Origin of the sequence: Halorubrum rubrum (assembly GCF_024494685.1) — an archaeon.
GTDB lineage: Archaea > Halobacteriota > Halobacteria > Halobacteriales > Haloferacaceae > Halorubrum > Halorubrum rubrum.
In genome coordinates, this window is record NZ_JANHDM010000020.1 from 1 (window position 1) to 25,811 (window position 25,811).

The 25,811-nt window shown below is 67.2% G+C and carries 20 protein-coding genes and 2 pseudogenes; 14 read left to right on the top strand and 8 right to left on the bottom strand.

Annotated elements, in window-relative coordinates; genetic code table 11:
• Positions 1–129 (top strand): annotated as a pseudogene (locus NO889_RS16210) (phosphoadenosine phosphosulfate reductase family protein); the annotation flags it as partial.
• Positions 130–209: 80 nt separating this feature from the next.
• Positions 210–1,397: a hypothetical protein gene (locus NO889_RS16215; protein ID WP_256413260.1), complete on the top strand. Its 1,188-nt coding sequence runs from the start codon at positions 210–212 to the stop codon at positions 1,395–1,397.
• A gap of 84 nt (positions 1,398–1,481) precedes the next feature.
• Here NO889_RS16215 and NO889_RS16220 read toward each other — a convergent pair whose 3' ends face one another.
• Positions 1,482–2,597, bottom strand: coding sequence for a DUF354 domain-containing protein (locus NO889_RS16220; protein WP_256413261.1), 1,116 nt, complete (start codon positions 2,595–2,597; stop codon positions 1,482–1,484).
• Positions 2,598–2,915: 318 nt separating this feature from the next.
• Here NO889_RS16220 and NO889_RS16225 point away from each other — a divergent pair, with 318 nt between their 5' ends.
• From NO889_RS16225 to NO889_RS16250, 6 genes are all read left to right on the top strand, one after another.
• Positions 2,916–4,550, top strand: a complete 1,635-nt coding sequence (locus NO889_RS16225; protein WP_256413262.1) for a hypothetical protein — start codon at positions 2,916–2,918, stop codon at positions 4,548–4,550.
• Positions 4,551–4,728: 178 nt separating this feature from the next.
• Positions 4,729–7,962: a hypothetical protein gene (locus tag NO889_RS16230; protein WP_256413263.1), complete on the top strand. Its 3,234-nt coding sequence runs from the start codon at positions 4,729–4,731 to the stop codon at positions 7,960–7,962.
• A gap of 213 nt (positions 7,963–8,175) precedes the next feature.
• The gene (locus NO889_RS16235; RefSeq protein ID WP_256413264.1) at positions 8,176–9,096 is read left to right on the top strand and encodes a polysaccharide deacetylase family protein; all 921 of its coding nucleotides are present in this window, start codon (positions 8,176–8,178) and stop codon (positions 9,094–9,096) included.
• Positions 9,097–9,362: 266 nt separating this feature from the next.
• Positions 9,363–10,385 carry a GNAT family N-acetyltransferase gene (locus tag NO889_RS16240; RefSeq protein ID WP_256413265.1) on the top strand — a complete coding sequence of 341 codons (1,023 nt, stop codon included), beginning with the start codon at positions 9,363–9,365 and terminating at the stop codon, positions 10,383–10,385.
• Positions 10,386–11,918 (top strand): alkaline phosphatase family protein, encoded by a 1,533-nt coding sequence (locus NO889_RS16245; RefSeq protein ID WP_256413266.1) that lies wholly within the window; start codon positions 10,386–10,388, stop codon positions 11,916–11,918.
• The gene (locus NO889_RS16250) at positions 11,915–13,123 is read left to right on the top strand and encodes a glycoside hydrolase family protein (RefSeq protein WP_256413267.1); all 1,209 of its coding nucleotides are present in this window, start codon (positions 11,915–11,917) and stop codon (positions 13,121–13,123) included. Before NO889_RS16245 ends, NO889_RS16250 begins: the two co-directional genes overlap by 4 nt.
• Before the next feature lie 75 nt (positions 13,124–13,198).
• Here the strand turns inward: NO889_RS16250 and wecB are convergent, their stop codons facing one another.
• The gene (wecB, locus tag NO889_RS16255; protein WP_256413268.1) at positions 13,199–14,284 is read right to left on the bottom strand and encodes a non-hydrolyzing UDP-N-acetylglucosamine 2-epimerase; all 1,086 of its coding nucleotides are present in this window, start codon (positions 14,282–14,284) and stop codon (positions 13,199–13,201) included.
• A 399-nt stretch (positions 14,285–14,683) separates the two neighbouring features.
• On the opposite strand from wecB, the gene NO889_RS16260 reads away from it, so the two are divergent.
• Both NO889_RS16260 and NO889_RS16265 read left to right on the top strand, forming a co-directional pair.
• Positions 14,684–16,195 (top strand): lipopolysaccharide biosynthesis protein, encoded by a 1,512-nt coding sequence (locus NO889_RS16260; protein WP_256413269.1) that lies wholly within the window; start codon positions 14,684–14,686, stop codon positions 16,193–16,195.
• Positions 16,196–16,307: 112 nt separating this feature from the next.
• Positions 16,308–17,468, top strand: a complete 1,161-nt coding sequence (locus tag NO889_RS16265) for an FG-GAP repeat domain-containing protein (RefSeq protein WP_256413270.1) — start codon at positions 16,308–16,310, stop codon at positions 17,466–17,468.
• Between the two features lie 74 nt (positions 17,469–17,542).
• On the opposite strand, the gene NO889_RS16270 is transcribed toward NO889_RS16265, so the two are convergent.
• Entirely contained in the window at positions 17,543–17,794 is a 252-nt protein-coding gene (locus tag NO889_RS16270; RefSeq protein WP_256413271.1) for a hypothetical protein, read from the bottom strand.
• A gap of 134 nt (positions 17,795–17,928) precedes the next feature.
• Between NO889_RS16270 and NO889_RS16275 the strand changes: the two genes are divergently transcribed.
• From NO889_RS16275 to NO889_RS16285, 3 genes are all read left to right on the top strand, one after another.
• Complete coding sequence (locus tag NO889_RS16275; protein WP_256413272.1) at positions 17,929–18,483, top strand: metal-dependent hydrolase; 555 nt, start codon at positions 17,929–17,931, stop codon at positions 18,481–18,483.
• Between the two features lie 277 nt (positions 18,484–18,760).
• On the top strand, positions 18,761–18,916 hold the full coding sequence (locus NO889_RS16280; RefSeq protein WP_256413273.1) for a sulfatase-like hydrolase/transferase: 156 nt from the start codon (positions 18,761–18,763) through the stop codon (positions 18,914–18,916).
• A 3-nt stretch (positions 18,917–18,919) separates the two neighbouring features.
• Positions 18,920–20,185, top strand: coding sequence for a sulfatase-like hydrolase/transferase (locus NO889_RS16285; RefSeq protein WP_256413274.1), 1,266 nt, complete (start codon positions 18,920–18,922; stop codon positions 20,183–20,185).
• A gap of 44 nt (positions 20,186–20,229) precedes the next feature.
• Here NO889_RS16285 and NO889_RS16290 read toward each other — a convergent pair whose 3' ends face one another.
• The 5 genes from NO889_RS16290 to NO889_RS16310 all read right to left on the bottom strand — a co-directional run bounded on the left by NO889_RS16290 (position 20,230) and on the right by NO889_RS16310 (position 25,587).
• Positions 20,230–21,612, bottom strand: coding sequence for a nucleotide sugar dehydrogenase (locus NO889_RS16290; RefSeq protein ID WP_256413275.1), 1,383 nt, complete (start codon positions 21,610–21,612; stop codon positions 20,230–20,232).
• Positions 21,609–22,610, bottom strand: coding sequence for a Gfo/Idh/MocA family protein (locus NO889_RS16295; RefSeq protein ID WP_256413276.1), 1,002 nt, complete (start codon positions 22,608–22,610; stop codon positions 21,609–21,611). The genes NO889_RS16290 and NO889_RS16295 overlap by 4 nt, the downstream gene beginning before the upstream one ends.
• Positions 22,607–23,686, bottom strand: coding sequence for a DegT/DnrJ/EryC1/StrS family aminotransferase (locus tag NO889_RS16300; protein ID WP_256413277.1), 1,080 nt, complete (start codon positions 23,684–23,686; stop codon positions 22,607–22,609). The genes NO889_RS16295 and NO889_RS16300 overlap by 4 nt, the downstream gene beginning before the upstream one ends.
• A 4-nt stretch (positions 23,687–23,690) precedes the next feature.
• A complete protein-coding gene (locus NO889_RS16305) occupies positions 23,691–24,257 on the bottom strand; it encodes an acyltransferase (protein ID WP_256413278.1) in 567 nt (188 codons plus the stop codon).
• A 139-nt stretch (positions 24,258–24,396) separates the two neighbouring features.
• Positions 24,397–25,587 carry a Gfo/Idh/MocA family protein gene (locus NO889_RS16310; RefSeq protein WP_256413279.1) on the bottom strand — a complete coding sequence of 397 codons (1,191 nt, stop codon included), beginning with the start codon at positions 25,585–25,587 and terminating at the stop codon, positions 24,397–24,399.
• Between the two features lie 92 nt (positions 25,588–25,679).
• Between NO889_RS16310 and NO889_RS16315 the strand changes: the two are divergent.
• Positions 25,680–25,811, top strand: a pseudogene (locus NO889_RS16315) (IS6 family transposase); the annotation flags it as partial.

Genomic DNA, 25,811 nt, shown 5'->3' on the forward strand with positions numbered 1-25,811 from the left:
GTCAGCACCGAAAAACCGACGGGCGAGCCCGCCTGGCTCCAGGACCTGGAGAACACCACCGAACGCGCCGGCCGCGCCCAGGACAAAGAGGACCTCATGGAGCGGCTCCGCGACCTCGGCTACATGTGACCTTCGACACCGAGTCGGAACGATCTCGGCGAATCGAAGGCGGACGGCGATCCAGCCGAACCGACTGCGACCGATCGACCATGCAGAACCGGTATCGAGTCGTTCGAGGCCTTCCGGACGAGGAGCCGCTGCTCGACCTGCTGAACGGATGCTTCGAGCGCTGGGGGGACGGTCGGTTCCTGAACTGGAAGTATACCAGACCCGGTGCTGACACCGCGACTGGGTATCGGATCGTTCGGGACGGTGACCTCGTCGGATTCCGCGGGATGTTCGAGCGGGTTATCGAGGGGGAAACCGGGGGCTACGAGTTCCACGTGTGTGGTGATGCCTGTATCGCCGCGGGACATCGGGGCCAAGGGCTCTATTCGCAGATCCGGAAGGCGACCGAATCGGCGATCGAACGGGACGGGAGTGACTTCTGTAGCCTGTTCACCCGCAAGGAGCACGTCCCGTTCGAGGTCGGGCTGGACCGCGGCTGGAACTACCGGACGCTTCCGCTGTACCTCCGCGTCCTCTCGCCAGGGAACGTGATCCCGCATTACGCACGACTCGCCCTCGACGAGAGTGGGGTCGTCGCAGCCATACTCGATCGGTTCGGCGGTCGGATCACGCTGGATACCGGCGGGGACGAGTTCCGGCTCGATCGACTGCTCGACGGATCGACCGGCGATCCCGGACGGTCGATCTCGATCCCGTTCCCGGAACGGGCGACGACCGCCGCCGTCGAGATCGCCGGAAGCGACTCGCTCGGAGGGAGTCTGCGACGGCGGCTGTCGTCAGGTCGGCCCGGACCTGCCGGCGACGTCGAGATACGTACCCGACCCACCGTCGACGAGGACCTCCTCGGATCGATGGCGACGTTGTACGACGAGGTGACGAACGAATACGACCTCGCGTTCCGGCGGTCGATCGCGGACGTCAGACATCTCCTGGATCACCCCCGTCGATTCGCGGTTGTCACGGCGAGACGACGGGACCGGATCGTAGGGGCCGCCCCGGTGGTTCTCACGGAGACCGCCGACACGCTGGAGGCGTGGGTTCTCGACACCGTCGTCGCGGACGACGAGGCGTTCGTGGCGTTACTCGACGGCGTGGAGGAGGTCGCAACCGCTCGTGACGCAGATATGCTGTTGATGATGTCCGACGTCGATCCGGGTCGTGAGTGGGCCCGAATCGACAAACAGGTGCTGATGTGGAATTCGTACGGTGTCAACACGCGTCCCCTCGAAACGGACTCGCTGTTCATCGGACTGTACGACGTCGTGTGAGTCACCACGGGGACGTACCTGCCGTCGGCGTGGAGGGAGCGATCTGTTCGACGAACACGCTCGACGTACGTCCTCGTTCAGCAGTCACGTCACCGAGAGTGGGAACCCCCGACGACGGATCAGGTCGCGGTTGCTCCGAACCGCCTCGTCGATCGATCCGGTGGCGTCGACCCGCTCGACGACGTCGACGATGAGCGCCGTCAGATTACACTTGTCCGAGAGGAACTCGGTTCGTTTTCGCTCCCAGACCTCGTCCGTGTCCGACCGGGTGAGCAGCTCCTCGGCGGTCGAGACGACCGGAGCGAACTCCGAGAAGTTGTAGACCAGGTTCGCACGTTCTAACTCCTTGAAGTTCCCCATGTCCCCGTCGCCGACGAAGGAGTTGGAACGTATCGCGGGGGTTCCGAGGAGGGCGGCCTCGGTGATCATCGTCTGTGTGTCCGCGATCAGGAGCTCGGCTTCGGCGAGTGCCTCGTGTATCAGCGCCGGATGTGCGTCGTACGCTCGCGCGGCGCTCTCGTCGAAATCGAGGACGCCCGTCTCGTCGGAGATGAACACCGTCGCGTGCTCAGAGACCCGGTCGACCAGCTTCCGCTTCTGTTCGGACGTGAACCCGCGACGCCCGACGTCGTGGTGGCCGTTGAACGCGTTGAACCGGATCAACACGTACGGGTCGTCTCCGACGCCCAACTCCTCCCGGATCGACCCCGTGCTCGTGTAGACGTCCGGGTGGAGATACGCGGTCTCTTTGAACCCGTCGAACGTGTAATGTTTCCTTCCCAGGTCGCGCGTGAACGACTCGGGCGTCAGGAGTGCTTCGATGAACGGGGAGAGAGACATTCCGACGTGTCGTATCGCCATCGGTTCCGAGTCAGTCAGCAGGATGGTGGGCGTCAGCGATACCGTTCCGGCGAACGCCGAGTAGATGCCCATTCCGAACACGAGGTCGAGTTCCTCCTTTCGGACGATCCGATGGATGTTCCGGAGGTGCTTCGGGAGCTTGACGAACAGGTTCCGCTTCGCGTTGTCCACGCTCGCGTACACGTAGTGATCGATGCCGAAGTACTCCAGGAGGTCGAGCGCGCAACCGTCGTCACGCGCGAAGACGACCACGTCGTGGCCGTCCTCCTCGACCTCGGCGATCGCGTTTCGATACAGGTGGACGTGTGCGGGTGTGTTCGTGAATATGCCGACGCGCATCAGTTCGAGATAGCTTGGACGGTCGAGGGTATAGTTACGGAGAATCTACCGCGAACGGACCGACCCGTCGGGGAGGCCGGCCCACGGTCCTCGCCGGCCGCGTGTCGCCGTCCAAACGAACTGGTGCCCGAGGGGCGGTTACGGGGGGGTGTCACCCGTCCGTTCCCGTACCGATTCGAGCCGCCGCCCGGTCCGGTTTTCCGCACCGGGATTACCGATCGCTTACCGACCCGCTCGGCCGCTCCACGCGACGATCACCCGCTTGGCCCGGAGGATAGGAACGGACTAACTAAACTCGTCACGCACCGCCAAGTAGTAATGGATCGCCGAGCGCTGTTGGGTTCCCTAGCGGCGGGATTCGGTGGATCGATCGCCGGCTGTAGCGGACGATCGGAGGACCGGAAACGGGAGGATCAGTCGCACGGAACCGAAAGCCGCTCCGAGTCCCCGGACCCTCCCGAATCCGACCCCACCGAACCCGAGTCCCGAACCGAAAGCAGGTGGGAGCGACTCCGGGAGGAGTTCGGGTTCGAAGAGCGTCTCAACGCGGTAGAAGACCTCGGATGGGACCCGGAGGGGAAACGTCGCATCGATCCGTGGCTCGTCAGGAGCTTCGAACACGACGCGTTGATCGAGGTCCCGCCGGGTCGGTACAAGATCGCCGAACCGATATCGGTCGCGGAGGTATCGAATTGGGGACTGGCGGGTCTCGGAGAGAAACGGACGGACGTGAGGTTCGTCACGACCGAGGGCTCCCGGATCGAGTTCGAGATACACGGACGGGGAACCGATCTGTTCTTCGAGAACTTCGTCTTCGATCAGGGACCGGAGTTCGACCGGAGCATGGGGATGACGCTGTTCATCGACGACAACCTCCGGATCCACAACGTCGAGAAGGCCGGAGCGAACCCGACGAGCGACCCCAACGGCGTGAGCGCGCTTCTGTTGAACGTCGTGAACCCGGACGGCCGGGCCGTCGTCGACACGTTCGTCCGAACGGGACCGCAAGTGTTCGCCCCATATCCCGAGAACGAACTCTGCGTCTACTCCGGTCAAGCACACGAAGGGACCATTACGTATCGAAACCTCGATATACGTAACGCCGGGGAGAACGGAATTTACGCGTCGAAGTGTCCGGGCGACGTCCATGTCGAGGGAGGATTCTACAAGAACAATCGAAACGACGGCGTCCGGATCTCCGGAGAGGGGTCTTATATACGTGGTGTGTCCGTGGTCATCGACTCGGACGACTTCCATCCCGACAACCGAGGCGTGGAGGGGAACATGCGTGGGATCCGAATGCAATCCGGGGACAAGGGATACTCGGGCGGACTGATCGAGGACACGGAACTCGAGCTCCGATCGACGTTCATAACGCAGGCGCTCGTACAGATATCGCACAACCAGGGCGGCATGACGATGCGCGACTCCACTCTCCAAAACTGGACCGACTCCCCCTCGTTCCGGGCGACGGATCCCTCGGATTACGTCGATAGGCCCTGGAACGTGGTGTTGGAGGACGTACAGTTCTCGGAGTACGGACGTACGGAGCCGGCCATCGAGATCAGGGGCCGACCGAACTCCGTGCTTCGGAACGTTTCCATCCGTTCCGAGAGGGACTTCGGCGCACGTCACGGGGTGGACGTCGCTGGCTGCGACGGAACCGTCTTCGAGGACGTGACGGTTCGAACCAACGGGGTCCCGCTACGTATCGAACGGCCGTCGGGCTCGCTCGAGGACTACTCGATCGAGTTCAGGGGAGACAACGAGTTCAGCATGAACGGCGAAGCGGACGTCAACGGGGGCTCTCTCGACGCCGGTGAGACGACTACTCTCGACGTCACCGAGGGCCGGACGGTCTTCCCGTTTCGAGACGTCGACGACGACGTGACCGCGGTGCTGGTCTCGGGTGGAGACGACGACAGCCTTCGGTTCGAGAAGCTCCGTGGTTGACGTCCTCCTCGCGTTAATCACTCCGTAACTCGCGGTAATCGGCGCTTACGCCGAGGTAGGAGTTCGTTCATCGACTGAGGAAAGTCACTCTGAAACAACTGAATAAGTCTGAAATTCACGAGTATATGGATGATTATATTAAGAAATACTTAACGTAATTAATGTCTGAATAACGGTCGTGACGGATTCGAAAGCGGATCTCGGCGAACACGAGAACAGCTCCGAACGACCGGAAGACGGGGGGACCGTTCTCCTCGATAGGCGGAAGTACCTTCGATTCGGCGCGGCGGCCGTCGGGGTCGTCGGAACCGGGACCGGTACGACCCTCGCCTCGTCGAGCGGAACGGCGGAACGGAACGGCATCGAATTCGGACGGGTGCTCGACGCGGACACGGACCTCGGGATCGCCGACGGCGAGCGCGTAGACGAGGTTCTCGATGGCGTCGCGAACGAGGGGGACACGCTCGTCCGGTTCCCGCCCGGCGAGTATCTCGTGGGCGATTCGATACGGCTCCGCGCCGACGACTTCGGGATCGAGAGCACGACGGGCGACCGCGGAGACGTCGTGTTCAAGCCCGTCTCCGGAACCGAACCGACCATGTTCCGGCCCGACCGCGATCAGTCGGGGTTCTACGTCGGGTCCGTAACGCTCGACCGGCGCGACGAATGGGACAGTTCGATGACGCTGATGCGCGGGATATTTTCGGATAATGTCTACGTAACGGACCTCCTCGTCAACGGATGGGCACCACACGGCGGTGAACAGCTGCTCATCTTCAGCATCACCGATCCCGACGGCTCCGCGCTCGTCGACGGGGTGACCCGGAGGGGACCGACCCAGTTCCCGTCGTATCCGAGCACGACGCTCACGATCTTCAATGGTCCCTCGTCCAAAGGGACCATCACGTATCGGAACCTCGAGATCCACAACGCCACGGAGTCCGCGATCTACGCCGGGAAGGCGTACGGCCCCGTCCGCGTCGAGGACAGCTACTTCAAGAACTGCGCACACTCCGCAGTCCGCGTTACCGGGGACGACTCGTGGATCAAGAACACCACCATCGTCATGGACATCGACGACCTCCATCCCGATGCCGAAATCAAGGATCCGGAAGGCGTCCAACTGAACCGCGGTATCTGGATCCAGAGCGCGAAGCACGAACACAACGGACCGCTCATCGAGGACTGTGATATCGTCATCGACAACGCCGGAAACGGCGTCGCGGGTATCTTGAACAACGGCGACACCGGCGGGATGACCGTCCGAAACACGCGCATCGAGTGTAACCAGGACGATATTTATCCGGTGTTGATACAGCCCGAATCGACGGAGAAGGCCGGAACCCCGTACGAATCACTCCTCGACGGCGTCTCCGTCACAGGCACCGGGAGCGGGCGACCGGCGATCGAGATCCGAGGACGCGACGGGACGACGGTGAAGAACAGCTGTATCCAGATGCCTAACGCGGACGGGATCCGGTTCGAGGGGACGTCGAACGCGACGATCGAGGACACGAACGTCAACGTCGGCGGACGGGCGACGATGTTCGAGAGTGCGGACGTCACGACGACCAACCTCACCTCCGAGGAGAGCTGTCCCGCGCCGGTCCTCGACTCCTGGCGGGACGACGACTCGGGGTCGACTGGAGAGACGGGCGACGGATCCGACTCCGGCGAGGAGGACGCCACCGAGGGGGACTCCAGCGACGACTCCGCGTCCGAACCCGCGACGAGCGGGAACCGGGTCGTCGTGGCCCACACGCGGGAGGGCGAGGTGGCCCGGTACGAGATGACCGCCAGCGAGGGGCTCGAGCGCGGGGAGTACGCACAGGAGGAGCCGGAGGGCAACTCCGTCTCCGGCCGCACCGGGCGGCTCCGCGGCGTCGATGACTTCTACGTCGACGGCCACGTCACGGCGTTTTCCGGCAGCAATCTCGAGTACGCGACGGTTTACTTCGCCGACGACGACGTGGAACTGGAGGTCGACGACTACGTGCTCCGGAACCCCGAGGATCTCAGAGAGGCCGACCCCGCCGTCCTGAGCGAGAACGTCCTCGTCGTCGAGTCCGACGACACGGAGGTCGACTACGAGTTCTCGGCGTCGGGTGAGGTGGTGCCCGGAGCAACCGGCGACGGAGCCACCGTCGAGGACGGCACGGCGAGCGGTTCGACGACGGGTCGCGCGGCGTTCCACTTCACCGGCTCGCTCGAAGAGGTCGCCGTCACCGACCCCGACGCCGTCACCGTCACGGTCGACGGGACTCCCCTCGACGACGACCTCGCCGCGCTCGACGGGACGAGCGAGGACCAGGAGACGAGCGGGAACCGGGTCGTCGTGGCCCACACGCGGGAGGGCGAGGTGGCCCGGTACGAGATGACCGCCAGCGAGGGGCTCGAGAGCGGGGAGTACGCACAGGAGGAGCCGGACGGGGACACCGTCTCCGGCCGTACGGGGAGGCTCCGCGGCGTCGACGACTTCTACCTCGACGGGCATCTCACGGCGTTTTCCGGCAGCAATCTCGAGTACGCGACGGTTTACTTCGCCGACGACGACGTGGAACTGGAGGTCGACGACTACGTGCTCCAGAATCCGGAGGACCTCCGAGAGGTCGACCCGGCAGTCCTCGGCGAGAACGTCCTCACCGTCGAGTCCGACGACGACCACGCGAGCGGGTTCGAGTTCTCGGCGTCGGGAGCGGTGGTGCCCGGAGCAACCGGCGACGGTGCCACCGTCGAGGACGGCACGGCGAGCGGTTCGACGACGGGTCGCGCGGCGTTCCACTTCACCGGCTCGCTCGAAGAGGTCGCCGTCACCGACCCCGACGCCGTCACCGTCACGGTCGACGGGACTCCCCTCGACGACGACGACCTCGCCGCGCTCGGCGAGGAGGACGACCTCCCGAACACGCTGAGCTTCGTCGGCAACGGCGAGGCCACCAGCTACGAGTTCACGGTGTCAGGGGAGATAGCCGCCGGGAGCAGTTCGACCGACGACATCGAGGACAACGTCTCAGACTCGAGCGCCGAAGGGGCGATCGAGGACGGAACGCACGTGTACGGGTTCTCGGGCGTCGTCACCGACCTCACGGTCACGGGCGGCGTCGAGGTGTACCGCAACGGTGAACTGATGGACGGCGCCGACGGGTCGGGTGAACTCAACCTCATCGAGTTCGACGGCTCGAAGACCAACGAGGTCAGTTCGTATCGGATCTCGGCGTCCGGAGGGGTCTCGAAGAGCGAGGAGCACTCCACTCGGGGGGCCGGGAAGTGGGACTCGCTCGAACCGAACTCCGACGAGGACTCCGTCGTCGGCGTCGTGCACAGGGGCGTGGACGCGTACTGGTTCACCGGCTCCATCGACGAGCTCGAACTCCGCGGATCCGCGGTCGCGACGTTCCGGTCCACGGAGTGAGGGTCCCTTCCTCGCCGACCTTCGGGGACGACGATGACGTCGCGTCACTCGCCGAGGGTTCGCGCCGATGAGTTCACGCTGGCCGGTGTTACGCCGAGGTTTACCTCCCCGGCCGGCCGGGATGTCGGCGTGTAACGAAGTCCCCGCGGCGGTTGGGGTGGGTCGAACGTCGTCTCCGGGCAGCCCACCGGTGACGTCCCGCGCCCGAGGCCAATGGAACCACCCATCGAACCCGCCGCTCCGACGCGGACCGCGGCCCCTGACGGATACGAGTTCGCGCTGTGTCTGACACACGATGTCGATAGACCGTACAAGACGTACCAGGCTCTGTACGCCGCGCTCTCCGGAAACCCGCTGTACCACCTCTCGTCGCTTCGACCGGGCGTCGAGCCGTACTGGCAGTTCGAGGAGATCATGGAGCTCGAATCGGAACTCGGCGTTCGGTCGGCGTTCTACTTCCTCAACGAGCCGAGCCTGTTCGCGAGCCAGGGACCACGGGAGTGGATCCGACCGGCGAACCTCCTCGAACATGCGGGGAGATACGATCCCACCGACGACGCGATCGCGTCGGTCATCCGTGGACTCGACGAGGGTGGGTGGGAGGTGGGACTTCACGGATCGTTCCACTCCGCGACCGATCGGGACAGACTTGCCGAGGAGAAGGAAACGCTCGAATCGATCCTGGGCCACGAGGTCAACGGCGGGCGACAACACCACCTCAAACTCTCCGACGGGACGTGGGAACACCATCGGGATATCGGACTGCGATACGACGCGAGCCTCGGGTCCAGTTCGTCCGTGGGGTTCACCCACGGATACGACCTCGTTCGTCCGTTCGACGACGAGTTCGTGGTGTTCCCGCTCACCGCGATGGAGGTCGCGCTGCCGGACCCCGGCGACGACTTCGAGTCGGCCCGCTCGGTCTGTGCCGACCTCGTCGACGAAGCGGCCGAAAACGGGGCGGTCATGACCGCGTTGTGGCACCCGCGATATTTCAACGAACGCGAGTTTCCGGGGTATCGCCGTCTGTATCGCTGGATGGTCGAGTACGCGCTGGACTCCCGCGGGTGGGTCGGGTCACCGGGTGAGCTGTTGGATCCTGCCGAGTCTCCTCGGCCGTTAGGAACCGAGTAGGCGACCGGTCGCGCGCCCCGTTCCGGCCGCCGTGCCGTCCGCCCGTCACCCCGCGTCGACCGACGACCGCTCGCCGTCGAGCCGGACCGCCGGCCTCGTCGATCGGCCGGACTCGCCGCCGAACGCCCTCGTGGCCGATGGCGCGATCCGAGGTATTGAGCGTATAACGATGTGGAGACGGTCCGCTGTTCGAGCCACTAGATGTACAGACGGCTGCCGATACGAACGCGCTGTCGTTCGACCTCGGACGGGAGGGGACGGAACGCATGACGATCGAGGTCGAGCGCGCCGACTCGAAGCGGTTGGACGGCCTCGACGGCACCTGGGACGGCCAGGTCGACGGCTCCCCGATGGGAACGCTGTTCCACCGATGGGACGCCTTGCGCGTCATCGAGGACCACAGCGACGCCACCCTCCACCCGCTGGTCGGGTTCAAGGGACAGGAGCCGGTCGGCGTCTTTCCCGTGTTCGAACTGCGGAAGGGGCCCGTGACGACGGCGTTCTCTCCGCCGCCGGGAATGGGAGTTCCCTCCCTCGGTCCCGTGTTGGTCAACTACCGAAAGCTCAAGCAACGACGCTTCGAGAAGCGGAACAACCGGTTCGTCGAGGCCAGCTTCGACTGGATCGAAGCGCACCTCGATCCGAACTACTTCCACGTCGTCTCGCCGAAGGGGTACGACGACGTCCGCCCGTTCCAGTGGAACGACTTCGATGTCTCCCCGCGCTACACCTACGACATCGACCTGTCCGCGGGCGAGGAGGCGCTGATACGGTCGATGACCAGGGACGCGCGGAAGTCCATCCGCAACACGCCCGAGGAGTCGTACACCATCGAACGGCGGGGCGACGCGGGACTGGAGTACGTCCTCGGTCGAATAAACGCCAGATACGACGACGGCGACGGGGGGCTCGTCCTCGACGAGGGGTACGTCGCGGACCTCCGCGACGTCCTCGGACCCGACACCCTCCTCGTCTACGTCGCGGAGGTCGACGACCGACCCGTGAGCGGTCGCCTCACGCTCCACGGCGGGGACCGGGTGACCCTCTGGCAGGGGTCACCGAAGCCGGACGTCGACGTCGACGTGCCGATCAACGACGTCCTGAACTGGCGATCGATGGTCGACGGTATCGCAGCCGGGCGGTCGACGTGTAACTTCGTCGGCGCGAACACCCGGCACCTCTGTCGGTACAAGTCGAAGTACAACCCGACGGCGGTCCAGTACTTCGAGATCGAACGGGGAACGCGCGCGATGAACGTCGTTTCGGATCTCTACAGGAGGTTCGGATAGATGACCGAACTACTCTCGCTCGGATTGGACGGTGCGGCGTGGCACAAGCTCGATCGGATGATGGCGGACGGAAAGCTCCCGAACCTGGAGCGGATGGTCGAGGAGGGGACGAGAGCCCCGCTCGAGACCGTCCTCCCCCCCGTGACCTGTCCGGCGTGGCGCTGTTCCACGTCCGGGAAGAATCCGGGACAGGTCGGCGTGTTCTGGTGGCTCAACCTGGACCGGGAGACGGGCCGTCTCACCTCGCCGACCGCCGACTCGTTCGACACGGCCGACGTCTGGGACTACCTCTCCGAGGAGGGAAGGCGGTGTGGAGTGCTGAACGTTCCGATGACCTACCCCCCGTCCGAGGTCGACGGCGTCATGGTCTCCGGGTTCGGCGCGCCATTCGAAGTCGACCTCGACGCCGAGTCGATGACGTACCCGCCGGGGCTCCACGACCGGCTGCGACGGGAGTACGACTGGCGAGTCGGCGTCGACGACGTGAACGCTCCGGGGGGTGTCGAGGAGGCGCTCGACGTGATCCGCTCGCGGTTCGAGCTGCTGCTCGAGACGCTCGAGACGGGCGAGCTCGCGTACGTCCACCTGACCGTGTTCTACATCAACGTCCTCCAGCACCACTTCGGCGACGGTCCGGAGACCGAGCGCGGCTGGAGGCTCATCGACGAGTACCTGGGGAAGCTGCCGGACGATCTGACGACGATCGTCTACTCCGATCACGGCCACTCACACATCGAGCGAACGTTCGTCATCAACAAGTACCTCATCGACAACGGGTACCTCTCCATCGAGAGCAAGGCGAGCGACGGGGTGACCGGCGGCGTCTACTCGCTTCTGAAGCGGGCCGGCATCTCGCCGCGGACGGCCGGCGCGCTCGCCCGCCGGGTGCTCCCCGAGCCCCTCTACGAGCGCGTCGTCGAATCCGGGTATCCGATCCCGACGTTCGAGCTCGCGAATCGGGTGAACTGGGCGGAGTCCGACGCGGTGGCACTGAGCCAGGGCCCGATATACCTCAACCGCGACCGCCTGGGCGACGACGCCGAAGGGTTCCGGGACGAACTCAAGGCGGAACTCGAGGACGTCTCCGTCGACGGCGAGTCCCCGTTCGAATCGGTCGCGTACGCCGAGGACGTGTACAGCGGCGACCACGTGGACGAGGCCCCGGACCTGATGGTCGTCGCGGCGGAGCAGTGGGAGGTGTACGGCGGCGTCACGCCGTCCGTCGTCGAGCGCCAGGTCACGTCGTGGACCTCCGGCAACCACCCGATCGGCACCCTGCTCGTACACGGCCCCGACGTGGCCGCCGGCGAGCTTCCGACGCGATCGATACTGGACGTCGCGCCCACGGTGCTCAGATACCTCGATTCGCCCGTTCCGACGGACATGCACGGCGAGGCGTTCGAGGAGCCGTTCACGGGTGGCCTTCCCGAACGCGAGGACCGCGATCCCATCGGCGGCGGCGGCGGCGAACGGGACGCCACGGCCGACGAGGAGCTGGAGAAACGGCTCGAGGACCTCGGGTACCTCGAATGACGGACGGCACGCACGTCCCCGCCCCGACCGCGGACGACGCCGACCGGGCACGCTCCGACCCGTGGGCGCTCCACCACCTCGTCGGCGCGCTGGATTACGCTCGCGAACGGGAGTACCGCGGATGGGACCTCTACGACGGCGAGAGCAGCCGCCTCCTCCGAGCGATACCGGTGGACAACAAGTGGGTGAACCTCGTGTTCCAGCAGACGGTCCGACGGTCGCCTGTCAACGTCCGGCCGCTCCTCGGCGTCGAACCGCGACGCAACTTCATGGGCGTCGCGCTGTTCACCATCGCCAACCTTCGGGCGTACGAACTCACCGGCCGGGACCGGTTCCGCGAGGACGCCCGCGAACTGGCGGAGTGGCTCGTCGAAAACCGGAGCACGGGGTACGGCGGATTCTGTGGGGGCCACAAACACCCGCTCCAGGGACTCTCGAAGCGGACCCTCCCGAACGACCCAGGTATCGTCGGAACGACGTACGCGGTGAAGGCGCTCCTGGCCGCCGGAGAGTACGTCGACCCCTCGTACCGGGACGTCGCGGTCACCGCCGCCGACTTCGTCTTCGACGACCTCGACTACTCGAGCCACCCGGACGGGGCCCGGATCAAGTACAAACCGATCGACACGGGCGACCACTACACGCTGAACGCCAACGCGCTCGGCGCGCGGCTCCTGACGAACCTCTACGACGTGACGGGGGAGGACCGACTCGAGGACGGCGCGAGGAACGTCCTCGACTACGTCGCGGCCCAGCAGACGGACGAGGGGGGATGGATGTACCGCGACCCGCCGGAGACGTCCCACCTCTCGATGGACAACTTCCACAACGGCTTCGTCGTCGAGTCCCTGCTCAGGTACCAGGAGATCTGCGGGACGGAGCGGTACGCCGACACGCTGGCCGACGCGCTCCCGTTCTATCGAGGGCTGTTCACCGACGAGGGCGCGCCGCGGTTCGACGAGGCGAACGAGTACCCCCGCGACGTTCACTCGTCCGCACAGGGGGCCGTCGTGTTCTCGATGCTCGGCGACGAGGAGTTCGCCCGCCGGATCATCGGGTGGGCCGTCACGAACCTCTCGAACCGGAAGGGGGCGTTCTACCACGAGAAACGTCGGTTCTACACGAAGCGAACCACGCTCATGCGGTGGTGTCAGGCGTGGATGGCCCACGGGATCTCGCGGTACCTCACGCCGGCGCTGGAGTGACGCGTCGGTCCGCCGCTGGAGTGACGCGTCGGCCCGTCGAGGGACGGAACGGTTCCGCGGGCCGTCCCTGCGGGTTTACGCCTCGGGCTCGAGGAACGCCACGACGCCGTCGACCACCCGCTCCGCCGCGTGCCCGCCGCCGTACAGCGGCGGCTTCTCCGGGAGCTCGTCCGTCCGCCGAAGCGCCCGGCGGATCGCCCCGGCGTCGGCCCCGACGAGTTCGTTCCAGCCCGCCTCGACCGTCTCGACCCACTCCGTCTCGTCGCGGAGGGTGACGCATCGAACGTCGAGGTAGAACGCCTCCTTCTGGACCCCACCCGAGTCGGTCGCGACGCGCTCGGCCTCCGCCAGCAGCTCGACGAAGTCGACGTATCCGACCGGGTCGATAAGCGTCAGCGCGTTGCTCGCCCGCTCGAGGAGGTCGTGACGGTCCAGCGCGTTCCTCGTCCGCGGATGCAACGGGACGACGACCCGACGGGGCGACGACGCCAGCCCCTCGACGATGGCGGCCAGCCGCTCGGGATCGTCCGTGTTGGCCTGCCGGTGGACCGTCGCGAGGACGTACTCGCCGCGACCGAGATCGAGGTCGTCCAGCACCGTCGCCTCCGTGGCCGTCCGGTCCCGGACCCGCAGGACGGCGTCGTACATGACGTCGCCGGTGACCGTCACGCCGTCGGTGATCCCCTCCGCGGCCAGCGTCTCGACCGCTCGCTCGGAGGGGACGAAGAGCAGGTCGGAACAGCGGTCCGTGAGCACCCGGTTCACCTCCTCCGGCATCGACCAGTTGCCGCTCCGAAGTCCCGCCTCGACGTGCCCGACCGGGACGGTCCGTTTCGCAGCGACGAGGGCACCGGCGAGCGTCGAGTTGGTGTCGCCGTACACGAGGACGAGATCCGGTTCCTCTGACTCGACGACGGCGTCGATCTCGCGGAGCATCGCGCCGGTCTGGACCGCGTGGTTCGCCGACCCCACGCCGAGGTTGTACTCCGGTTCGGGGATGTCGAGTTCCTCGAAGAACACGTCCGACATCCCGAAGTCGTAGTGTTGCCCGGTGTGGACGAGCACCTCCCGGACGCGCTCGCGAAGCAGCCGTGACACCGGAAACGCCTTGACGAACTGCGGTCGCGCGCCGACGACGGACAGCACCGTCGGTTCGCTCATCGGCGCCTCCGGCCGTCGTTCGGCCGACGTCGGTCGATGCCTCTCGAAGCGATACCGACGCCGTTCGGCGATCGATGGAGCCGTCCGTGGAGCGACGTGCGGCGGGTCTCGTCTCGCATCGGTCGCGAGATCGGTCGCCCCCGAGGTAGTTCATCGGCGGTTAACCGGTTCGTCCTCGCTGTCGCCTCCCCGACGAGAGACGGCTGACACGGGCGGCCGACGCGGGTCGACTTTCGGGAACGACGGCCCCGTCTTCCCGCCGGCTTCCCGACCTCGACCGAATTAGGAGTGAAATTACATTGTGCCGATCCGTGTTTACGACGACTCGATGGAACGAACGACCGCGCCCGGTGCCCCGCCGCCGAGATCTCGATCCGTGGGCGGTACCGCCTCCCCCCGATGAGTCCGCTCGACGAGTTACGAGCGCTAGTCGAACGGCTGACGCCAAGCGGGGGGACGGCCGAACGCACCGTCAAGAGCGCGGCCTGGCTTGCGAGCCAGAACGTGGTCGGTCGAGGACTCCAGCTGGGGTTTCTCGCCGTGCTCGCCAGACTCATCGGCCCCGGAGAACTCGGCCTCGTCGGCATCGGGCTGTTGACCCTGAGCGCGACGAGGCGGTTCACGACCATCGGCCTCAACCACGCGCTCATTCAGAAGGTGGAGGACGACATCGACGGCCACCTCAACACGACGTGGGTCCTGGAGATCGGTCGGGGAGTGTTGATCTCGGCCGTCCTCCTCCTCGTCGCGCCGTTCGTCGGCGAGGCGTTCTTCGGCGAACCGCGAGCGGTCCGGTTGATACAGGCTCTCGGCCTCTCACCGCTCATACTCGGGTTTCGGAACCCCGGAATCGTATACTTCCAGAAGGACCTCGACTTTCACAAGCAGTTCGTGTACAAGATCGGCGGAGACACTACCCAGTTCGCCGTGGGGGCCGGGTACGCGCTGGTCCACCCGACGGCGTGGGCGTTCGTCTTCGGGTTCGTCGCCGCCGACGTCGCGAAGCTCCTCATCTCGTACGCCATCCACGGGTACCGGCCCTCCCCGTCGTTCGACCTCGACGTCGCCAAGGAGCTCGTCGACTACGGGAAGTGGCTCACCGGCTCGTCGATACTGTACTTCCTCTACAGCGAGGGCGACGACGCCTTCGTCGGCTGGTTCCTCACGCCGACGGCGCTCGCGTACTACCAGTACACCTACCGGTTCTCCAACGCCCCGGCGACGGAACTGACGCAAGTGATCACCAGCGTGATGTTCCCCGCGTTCTCGAAGCTTCAGTCGGACGAGGAGGAGCTGCGTAACGCGTTCGGAAAGACGCTCCGGATGGCCACCCTCATCGCCTTCCCGTCGGCGATCGGGATCGCCGCCGTCGCACCCGAGTTCATCCTCACCGTCTTCGGCGAGGAGTGGATGCCCGCCGTGCCCGCCATGCAGGTTCTCGCGTTCTACGGGCTGATGCGCGCGATCGCGAGGACGTTCGGTCCCGTCTGGGAGGCGATCGGTCGGCCGGACTACGTCACGAAGCTGTCCGCGCTGCGCGTTCTCCTGATCGCCGTCTTCATCTACCCGATGACCGACGCCTTCGGCATCGTCGGGACGGCACTCACCGTGACGACGATCTTCGTCTTCCCGATGCTCCCGCTCGACGTCTACATCACGTCCCGCGCCATCGACATGCCCGTCCGATCCATCGCGTACGAGTTCGTCTATCCCCTCCTCGCGAGCGTACCCATGGGGCTCGTCGTCTGGTACCTGGGACGGATCTCGCCGTTCGGGTCGCTGGTGAGTCTGATCCTCCTCGTCGCCGTCGGCGTCGCCGTCTTCGGCGTCAACGTCCTGTTCCTCCAGCTGGTGAGCGGGTGGAACGTGACGACCGACTTCCAGCGCATCTACCGGAACCTCGCGGCGTGACGCCCGTGGCCAGACGACGACTCCCCGAGACGCCGCGCGGTACGCGCGCCGAACGCCGCCGCGGGCGCGTTAACAGCAACGTTACAATGTCTCCCCCGACGCACTCTCCGGCATGTCGCTTCAGGCCGACGGACGGCTACGGTTCGACCACGAGCGTATCGACGACGACCCGCCGGCCGCCCGCATGAGCTTCTGTCTCACCACGGACCTCACGGGTAACGGTCGTCCGGATGTCGTCGTCGGCGCCGTGGGGCGGAAGCTCCCCGTGACCCTCCCGGTCCTGAACAAGCGCATCAACCTCGGGAAGCTCCCCGGCACCCAGGAGCTCATCGACCGGCTCGAGTACAACGTCTTCTGGTACGAGAACCCCGGCTGGGAGCGTCACGACGTCGCGCGGTCCCCCGAGCTGTCGGTCGGTGCCGACCTGGGCGACATCGACGGGGACGGGCGGGTCGAGCTCGTGACCGGACGGAACCTCAACCGACACGAGCTCTACTGGTTCGAACAGGCGACCGATCCGCGGGACCCGTGGACCCGCCACCTCGTCACCGACGACTTCGAGAAGTACCACGACGTGGCGGTGGCCGACGTGGACGACGACGGCGATCTGGAGGTGCTCGCGCTCTCACAGGAGAGCGAGGTCGTCTTCTACTACGACGTTCCGGAGGACCCCCGGTCGGAGCCGTGGCCGGTCTCGAACAGACACGTCGTCGCCGAGGGGCTGAACGTCGAGGGCGTCCAGGTCGTCGACGTCGACGGGGACGGCCGAACGGAGATCGTCGCCGGGACGAACGTGTTCCACCGGAACGACGACGGCTCGTGGGATCGCGAGGTCGTCGCGGAGGGCTGGGAGTGGACGCGGATCGTCGCCGCGGACGTCGACCGCGACGGCGACCCGGAGCTCGTCGTCGCCGAGGGCGACCTCCCGTACCAGGGCGACCGCCGAGGGCGGCTCGGCGTCTTCGACCCGCCGGAGTGGGACCTGACGGTCCTCCACGACGACCTGTCGAACCCCCACTCCCTCCAGGTGGCCGACCTGGACGGCGACGGCGACCTCGACATCTTCGTCGCCGAGATGGGGTTGGAGGAGGGACACGACCCGCGGCAGTTCGTGTTCCGGAACCGCGGCGACGGGACGTTCGGTTCGGAGCTGGTCGACAGCGGCGTCCCGACCCACGAGGCCAAACTGGTCGACCTCGACGACGACGGTCGGCTCGACGTCGCGGGGAAGGGGTACGCTCACCGGACCGTCGACGTCTGGTACCGGTCGTGACCGACCCGCTCCGCCGTCGCTCCGGTTCCGCCCGCCGTCGTCCCCGAGATCGTCGGACGTGCCGTGGACCCCCGTCAGTTCTCGGAGTCGTCGGTCGCCGGGTCGGGGTCGGCGAACGCCTCGACGTCCGGCATCGTCGCGACCTCCTCCCGGCTCCCGGCGTACCGTCCGGTCGAGACGGACTCCTCGAACGCGTCGACGCTCTCGTACTCGCTGACGGTCAGGACGCGTCCGTCCTCGACGAGAAAGACGATCTCGGTGGACCCGTCCGGAAGCACGTACTCGTCCCCTTTCACCGGGTCCTCTCGGCTCGGCTCTCGACTCATACCGCCCCTTCGAGCGGGAGCCATTTCAATAGTCGCGCCGGAACGCGGACCCGAGCGGCATCGCCGGACCGTTCCGGAGCGCCGAGCGGTCGAACGAACGGGCCGGCCGCCGCGAGGGCGCAGTAGCGCAACCCATGTGGCCCTGGGGACACCTCGCGCTCGCCTACCTGCTCTACTCGCCGCTGTATCGGTTCCGGTACCGGACGCCTCCGACGTGGCCGGGCGTGGCGCTCCTCGTCGTCGGGTCCCAGGGCCCGGACCTCGTCGACAAGCCGCTCGCGTGGACGCTCGACGTGCTCCCGACCGGCCGATCGCTCGGTCACTCGGTCATCCTCGGGACGGCCATCGTCGCGGTCGTCGTCGTCGTGCTCAGGCGGCTCGACCTGCCCGGCTGGCCGTTCGCGTTCGGGTACTACACGCACCTCCTCGGCGACTCGATCCGGCCGGTCCTCGACGGTCGGTTCCACGACCTGGCGTTCCTCCTGTGGCCGGTGGTGTCGCAGACCCCCCCGGCCGAACCGAAGGCCGGGATCCTCCGGTATCTCCTTGACGCGCGACTGGAGGGGTCGGTGGTCGTCGACCTCGGCCTCGCGGGCGTCGCGGTCGCGCTGTGGGTCCTCGAGGGGGCACCAGGTGTCCGAGGGCTCTGGATCGCGATACGCGGACGGCTCGTTCCGACGACGGAGTAGCCGCTCGGTCCACGGCAGGCGCTCGCGTCTCCACCGGACGGCGGCGCGAGCCACGCGACGAGGCCGACGAGTGTGGGTAATCCGACCCTACGCGTCCGACACACGTGTCCCGCTATCGCTCGCGGGCGACGGCCTCGTTCCCGTTCGACGGACCGGGGAGCCGGGGTCGAACCGCGGCGTCCGGGGACTACCCGACCCGCCGGAAGGGCGTCCCGAACGGCTCGACGCCGCCGTTAGACGGTGTATACTCATCACGCCGTCCGGACGAACGAGTCTCATGAGCGAGGGCCGTCCCAACGTCGTCTGGATAACGCTCGAGAGCGTTCGAGCCGCGAACGCGTCCGTGTGCGGGTACGAGCGGGAGACGACGCCGAACCTGCGTCGGATCGCGGAGCGGCCGGACGGGGTCTCCCTTCCGAACTGCTTCTCGTAGTCGATGTGGACGCCGGCGTCGAGCGCCTCGATCCTCACGGGGACGTACCTCTCCGAACACCGCGTCGGATACGACGGGAAGGCCGAGGAGCCGCTGCCCGAGGGCGTCGCCACGCTCCCTGGACTCCTCCGCGAACGAGGGTACCGGACGGCGTGTCTCACGCCGAGCTCGTACCTCAGCGAGGCGACGGGGCTCGACAGGGGGTTCGAGAGACACCACCTCTTCTTACTCCGCAGGGCGTTCCACGACGCCGAGACCCGCCGCGGGGCGCTACGGTACCTCCTCCGGTCCCGGAGCTACGGTCCGGGATTCTCCCTCAACGTGCGAGAGCACAACCAGACGTACATCATGCGGGAGACCCTGAAACGGTGGCTGGACTCGCTTTCGGCGGACGGTTCGCCCTTCTTCCTCTACACGCACTGTCCGAACCCGCACTTGCCGTACACGCCCCCGCGAAAGTGGATCGAACGCTTCACCGACGACATCGCGTACTCGGCGCGCGAGGCGCTGGATCTGTCGCTGGAGACGTACGCCAGCCGGGACCGAATGATCGGACGGATCGCCAACGGCCGTCCGTTCACGCCGGACGAGCGGGACGCGATCCGGGCGATGTACGACGCGGAGATCGCGTACGCGGACGAGTTCGTCGGTACCCTGTTCGACCACGTGCAGGAGCTCGACGCGGGGAAGACCCTGTTCGTCGTCACCGCCGACCACGGGGACCTGTTCGGTGAACAGGGGATCCTCGGTCACAACCTGGTCCTCCACGACCACCTGACGAACGTCCCCATGGTCGTCTCGGGGCTCGACGGGATCGACGGCGCGCGCGACTCGGTCGTCCAGCACGTCGACGTGACCCGAACCGTCGCGGAGCGGCTCGGGGTGAGCCACGACCAGTTCGGCGGCGTCGACCTCCGGGAGACCGCCCCGGACGTCGCCGTCAGCCAGCGGGGGATCCCACACTTCGACGAGTACCTGGAGACGGACCCGGAGTTCGACGTCTCCCGCTACCACGGCAGCCCGGTGACGGCGCTCCGTACGGACGAGTTCAAGTACCTGAAGAGCGCGGACCGGGCGGAGTTGTTCGAGCTTCCGGACGAGGAGACCGACGTGGGCGACGACCGACCGGCGGTCCGCGATCGGCTCGACGAACGGCTCGAGGGCGCGTTCCGGGAGATGACCGTCCGCGACGAGAGCCACCGGAGGAACGGGACGGCGGAGTACTCGGCGGCCATGGAACGGCAGCTCGCCGACCTGGGATACCTGTGATGGCGGACGAACGGGATCGGGTCCCGATCCGGTGACCCGGCCCGTTACCGGCGTCCGGAGCCGATGGTGTACGTCTCGTGGCCGGTGTCGCCGACCGAGTCCCGTCCGTCGACGACGAGGACGTCGTCGAACCCGTCCCACTCGATCGCGTCGAACTCCTCGTGGGGAGTGACGACGACGACCGCGTCGGGATCCGACCGACCCAGCTCGGACACGTCGACGGGCTCCGCACCGAACGACGCGATCGCGTCGTCGTCGAGCAGCGGGTCCGCCGCGAGGGGCTCCGCGCCGCGACGGCTCAACTCGGCGATGAGCGCCCCCGCGGGGGTCGCTCGCGTCTCCTCCACGCCCGGTCGGTACGTGACGCCGAGGACGAGGACGCGCGCGCCGTCCATCGGCGTGTCCCGTTCGCCGAGCTCCCGCTCGACGGTCCTCGCGGTGAACGCCGGCATCGAGTCGTTCACCTCGCGGGCCATCCGGAGGAGGGGGGTCGGCTCCGTCACGCGGCTCATCACGAAGTACGGGTACCACGGGATACAGTGGCCGCCGACGCCCGGTCCGGGGTCGTGGACGTTACAGAACGGCTGGGTGTTCGCCGTCTCGATGGCCTCCCTGACGTCGAGGTCGAGGTCGTCGGCCAGCGTCCCGAGCTCGTTCGCGAGGGCGATGTTGACGTCGCGGTAGAGGCCCTCGAACAGCTTCACGGCCTCGGCCGTCCTCGCGTTCGAGGCGCGAATGACCTCGTTGTCGGTGACGCGCTCGTAGACGAGCTCGGCGATGCGGGCGCTCTCCGCGTCCACGCCGCCAACGACTTTCGGGTACGCGCCCGTGATGTCCTCGATGGCTCTCCCGCTCGACGTGCGCTCCGGACAGAACGCGACGCCGAACTCGTCGGCGTCAAGCCCGCTTCGGTCGACCAGCGTCGGCACGACGCGATCGCGGCACGTTCCCGGTGGTACGGTACACTCGACGAACACGACGTCTCCGGGGGAGAGCCCGTCGGCGACGGACTCGACCACCGCGTCGACGACCGAGAGATCCGGCTCCTTCGCGTCCGTGACGGGGGTCGGGACGATGACGACGTGGACGGTCGCCGCGTCCGCCGCGGCCCGCGCGTCGCTCGTCGCCCGGAGCGCCCCGTCCTCGACGAGGCGGGTAGTCAGCCCGGAGAGGCCGGGCTCGCGGTCCACGTGGCAGTCGCCGCGGTTGATCGACGCCACGACGGACTCGTCGACGTCGACGCCGATCACGTCGCCGACGCGAGCCGCGTAGACCGCCGCCAGCGGGAGTCCCATCTTCCCGAGCCCGTACACTGCGACCGAGGCGTCCCGTCCCTCAATGGCCGCTCGGATCTCGTCGTCCGGGCCGGCCCCGTACAACGGTGCCGACGCCTCCGTCCCGATCGTCCGTCCGGCGCGCCGAGTCATCGGTTCACTCCGGACGGGAGTCGCCCGTCGGGGTTCGATCGGACGCCGTCGTTCCCTCGCGCACGCTCGCGAACGGCGTCGGCGAGCTCGATCGCCCGGACCCCGTCGTCCCCCGTGACGCGCGGGACGCTCCCGTCCGCGACGGATTCGACGAACGATCGGAGTTCGAAGCGGAGCGGCTCTCCCGACTGTATCATCGGCCGTTCGGTGATCCCCTCGTGCTGGTAGCGGACGTTCCCCTCGACGTTCATGTACTCGGGCCGGGACTGACGGTGGATCTCCAGGTCCTGCATGAGGTAGTCGAGCTCGATGTAACAGCTCTCCGCGGTGACGGTGAGATCGCGCACCTTCTTCTGGGTCACGCGGCTCGCAGTGAGGGTGGCGTCGGTGCCGTCGTCGAACCGGAGCTGTGCGTTCGCGTGCTGGCCGTCCTCGGTACAGAGCGCGTCGATCTCGGCGACCTCCCCCGGAACCAACGAGCGGATCACGTCGAGGTCGTGGATCATCAGGTCGTGGACGACGTCGTCGTCGATCGACCGCCCCTCGTCGGTCGGCGGCCCGAGCCGTCGGGCGTCGATCGCGATCGGCGAGACGTCCTCCACGATCCGCGACAGCTCCGCGACCGCGGGGCTGAACCGCTCGATGTGGCCCACCTGAACGAGCACGTCGGCCTCGGCGGCCCGACGAACGAGCTCGCGGCCCGCCTCGGGCGAGTCCACGAACGGCTTCTCGACGAGCACGTGGACGCCGGCGTCGATACACGCGCCGGCGACGTCCGCGTGGTACTGCGTCGGCACCGCGACGGACGCCGCGTCCACGCGGTCGATCAGGTCGTCGACGGCGTACGGCGTCGTCCCGACGTCCTCCGCGACCGTCTCGGCCCGGCCGACGTCGGCGTCGGCGATCCCCACGAGACGGGAACCGGGGAGCTCCGAGTACACGCGGGCGTGGTTCCCGCCCATCGAGCCGACGCCGATCACGCCGACGTCGACGGTCATGCGATCGCCCCCGCGGTAGCCTCGAGGATCCGGTCGAGGTCCGACTCGTCCAGCCCCGGATGGACGGGGAGCGAGAGGACCTCGTCGGCACACGCCTCCGCGACCGGGTACGACCCCGACACGTCGTCGTACGCCGGCTGCCGGTGGATCGGGACCGGGTAGTAGACGCCCGTCCCCACGCCCCGGTTCGAGAGGTGTTCCCGGAGCGAATCCCGGTTCGGCACCCGGACCGTGTACTGGTGATAGACGTGCTCGTACCCCTCGGGTTCGACCGGCGTCGTGACATCGGGAACGTCGGCGAGACGCTCGGTCAAGGCGGCGGCGTTCCGCCGTCTCGCCTCGACGAACGCCGGAAGTCGCTCGAGCTGTGCGCGCCCGATCGCCGCGGCGACGTTCGTCATCCGGAAGTTGTGTCCGACCGACTCGTGTTCGTATCCGCTCGTCCGGCCGTGGTCGACGAACCGGCGCGCCCGCTCGGCGACCGCGTCGTCGTCCGTGAGTATCATCCCGCCCTCGCCGGTGGTCATGTTCTTGGTCGGGTAAAACGAGAAGCACGCGGCGTCGCCGAAGCTCCCGACGCGCCGCCCGTCGTAGGACGCGCCGTGCGCCTGTGCCGCGTCCTCGAGGAGCCGGAAATCGTACTCGTCGGCCAGTTCGGAGAGCCGCCCGACGTCCGCGGGAAGTCCGTACAGGTGGACGGCGACGACGGCGTCCACGCGGTCGCCGTCGCGAAGCCGCGCCTCCAGCGCGTCCGGATCGACGTTGTACGTGCGGGGGTCGACGTCGACGAAGTCGACCGCCGCGCCGGCCAGTCGCGCCGCGTTCGCCGTGGCGATGAAGCTGAACGGCGTCGTGAGGACCCGGTCGCCAGGTCCGATCCCGAGTCCGACGAGGGCGGCGTGGAGCGCGGTCGTTCCGTTCGTGGTGGCGAGCCCGAAGTCGGTCCCGCAGTAGTCCGCGAACGAGGCCTCGAACGCGTCGACGACCTCGCCTTCGGCCAGCATCCCGGAGTCGAGGACCGCCTCGACGCGGCGCTTCTCCTCGGCTCCGATCGTGGGGTCCGCGATGGGTATCATCGGGTCACCGGATCCGGTTCTCGCCGGTCAGTTCCTCGGGAAGGGGTTCGATGCTCGCCGGACAGCCGACGGCCAGCGTCTCCGGCGGGACGTCCCTCGTGACGATCGCTCCGGCGGCGACGAACGCGCCGCGGCCGATCGTCACGCCGGGGAGGACGGTCGCGTTCGCCCCGATCGACGCGTGGTCCTCGACGGTCGGCCCGTTCAGCTCCGCCTCCGTTCTGACCGGGGACGGGTCGTTCGTCAACACCGCGCCCGGCCCGACGAAGACGTCGTCGCCGATCGTCGTGTGGGAGGGGACGTACACGCGGCTCTGGAGGCTGACGCCGGATCCGACGGTGGTGTGGCCGTCGATGATCGTCTTGGTTCCCACGAGCACGTCGTCGCCTATCTCCGTCCCCTCGCGGACGAGGACGTCGTGGCCCGTCCGAAACCGGTCGCCGATCACGACGTCGTGGTACAGTATCGTCCCGGAACGCACGGTCGCGTCGTCCCCGACGTCCGGGTCGGCTCCCTCACCGGTTCCGAGCGTCACGTCCGCGGCGACCTCCGCGTCGCCCGACACGGTCACGGACCCTCCTCCGTATCGGCTGCTGGTTGACTGTCCATTTCGTCGACTGGTACCGACCAGCGACCTTTCGTTATGTCCCGGAAAACCCGACGTAGTAGCGCCCTAACCGAACGACGGCTCCGACCGCCGGCGGCGCTCGTCACTCCGTGGGCGACTCCGACTCGCGGTCCCCGATCCCGGTCGTCGTCGAGCCCGATTCCTCGCCCTCGACGAGCGTCCGAAGCGGGTTGCCGTCGATCTCCAGCGGGAGGTCAACGCGAGCGCGTCGCCGGACCGACTCCCACGAGGCGAACGGTAGCTCGGCGGCGTACAGCGACCGCTCGCCGCTGATGACGGGGTCTCGACCCTCCCGGAGCGCGTCGACGACTTCCTCGATGGCCCGTTCGACGAACGACGTGGGCGTGAGACTGGCTCCGTCGCCGACCGGCGCACGCTCCGCGAGCTTCGACAGCCCGAGCCGGAGTCTCCCCGGCGTCGGTCCGTGGACGTCCTCGCCGGTGTCCACGGTCGTCCACCCCCCGCCGTCGGTCCGATATCTGAGCGGCGGCCCGTCATCCACGCCGATCTCGATCACCCCGTCCGCGCCCGAGAGCCGCATGTAACACCCGGTGAAGTCGCGCCCGGTCCCCGGCGCCTCGCCGGTGGCGGCCAGGCCGTGGACGCCGCTCTCGGTGCGCCACTGCGCGAGGCCCTGTGTCTCGTTCCGCGTGCCGAACCACTCGTTCTCCTCGCTGAAGTCGGCACCCGCCAGCACCCACTCCACGGGCGACCGGTCGGTGAAGTAGCCCGACAGATCGAACTGGTGGGTCCCGGCGTCGTAGAGGTTCACCTCACCGAACTCGACCCGTCGCAGCTCCCCGACGGTCCCGTCGTCGAGCAGGGACTTCGCCCGCGTGAACGGCGCTCCGAAGCGGCGCTGGTGGTTGATCGTGAGCTGGACGCCCGCCCGCTCACAGGCCCCGACCATCCGTCGACAGTCGCCCCACGTCGTCGCCATCGGCTTCTCGCAGTGGACCGCGCTCGGGATCCCGCTCTCGGCGCAGTCGACGACGATGTCGGCGTGGATCGCCGGGGGAACACAGACGCTCACGACGTCGGGTTCCGCCACCGCCAGCATCTCCTCGTACTCCTCGTAGACGTGGGGCGACGGAACGTCGAACGTCTCGGCGAACGCCTCGGCGTTCTCCCGCACGATGTCGGCGCACGCGACCAGCTCGACGCCGTCGAGGCGTCGATACCCCGGCGCGTGACGATACGCCATCGCGTAGCCGGTCCGGTCGCGTTCGTCCGGGTCCGCTCCGGTTCCGATGATCGCGGCTCGCAGGGTCATCACCGAACCGTGTCGGCCACACGGTCAAGACTATGCGTCGGTTAAACCGCGGTGTTAAGTTAAGAAAGAGGCGGTCGGTAGTTCGAATGTCCATGTCCGAATCCAACCGCCTCAGCGAGTCTACCGAGTGGATCGACTTGGAATTTGTGGAGCGAGAGCGGACACCCCGCGAGATCATTGAAAAGGGTATTCGCCACCATCTTGCCGGTCTATCACTTTCGAAT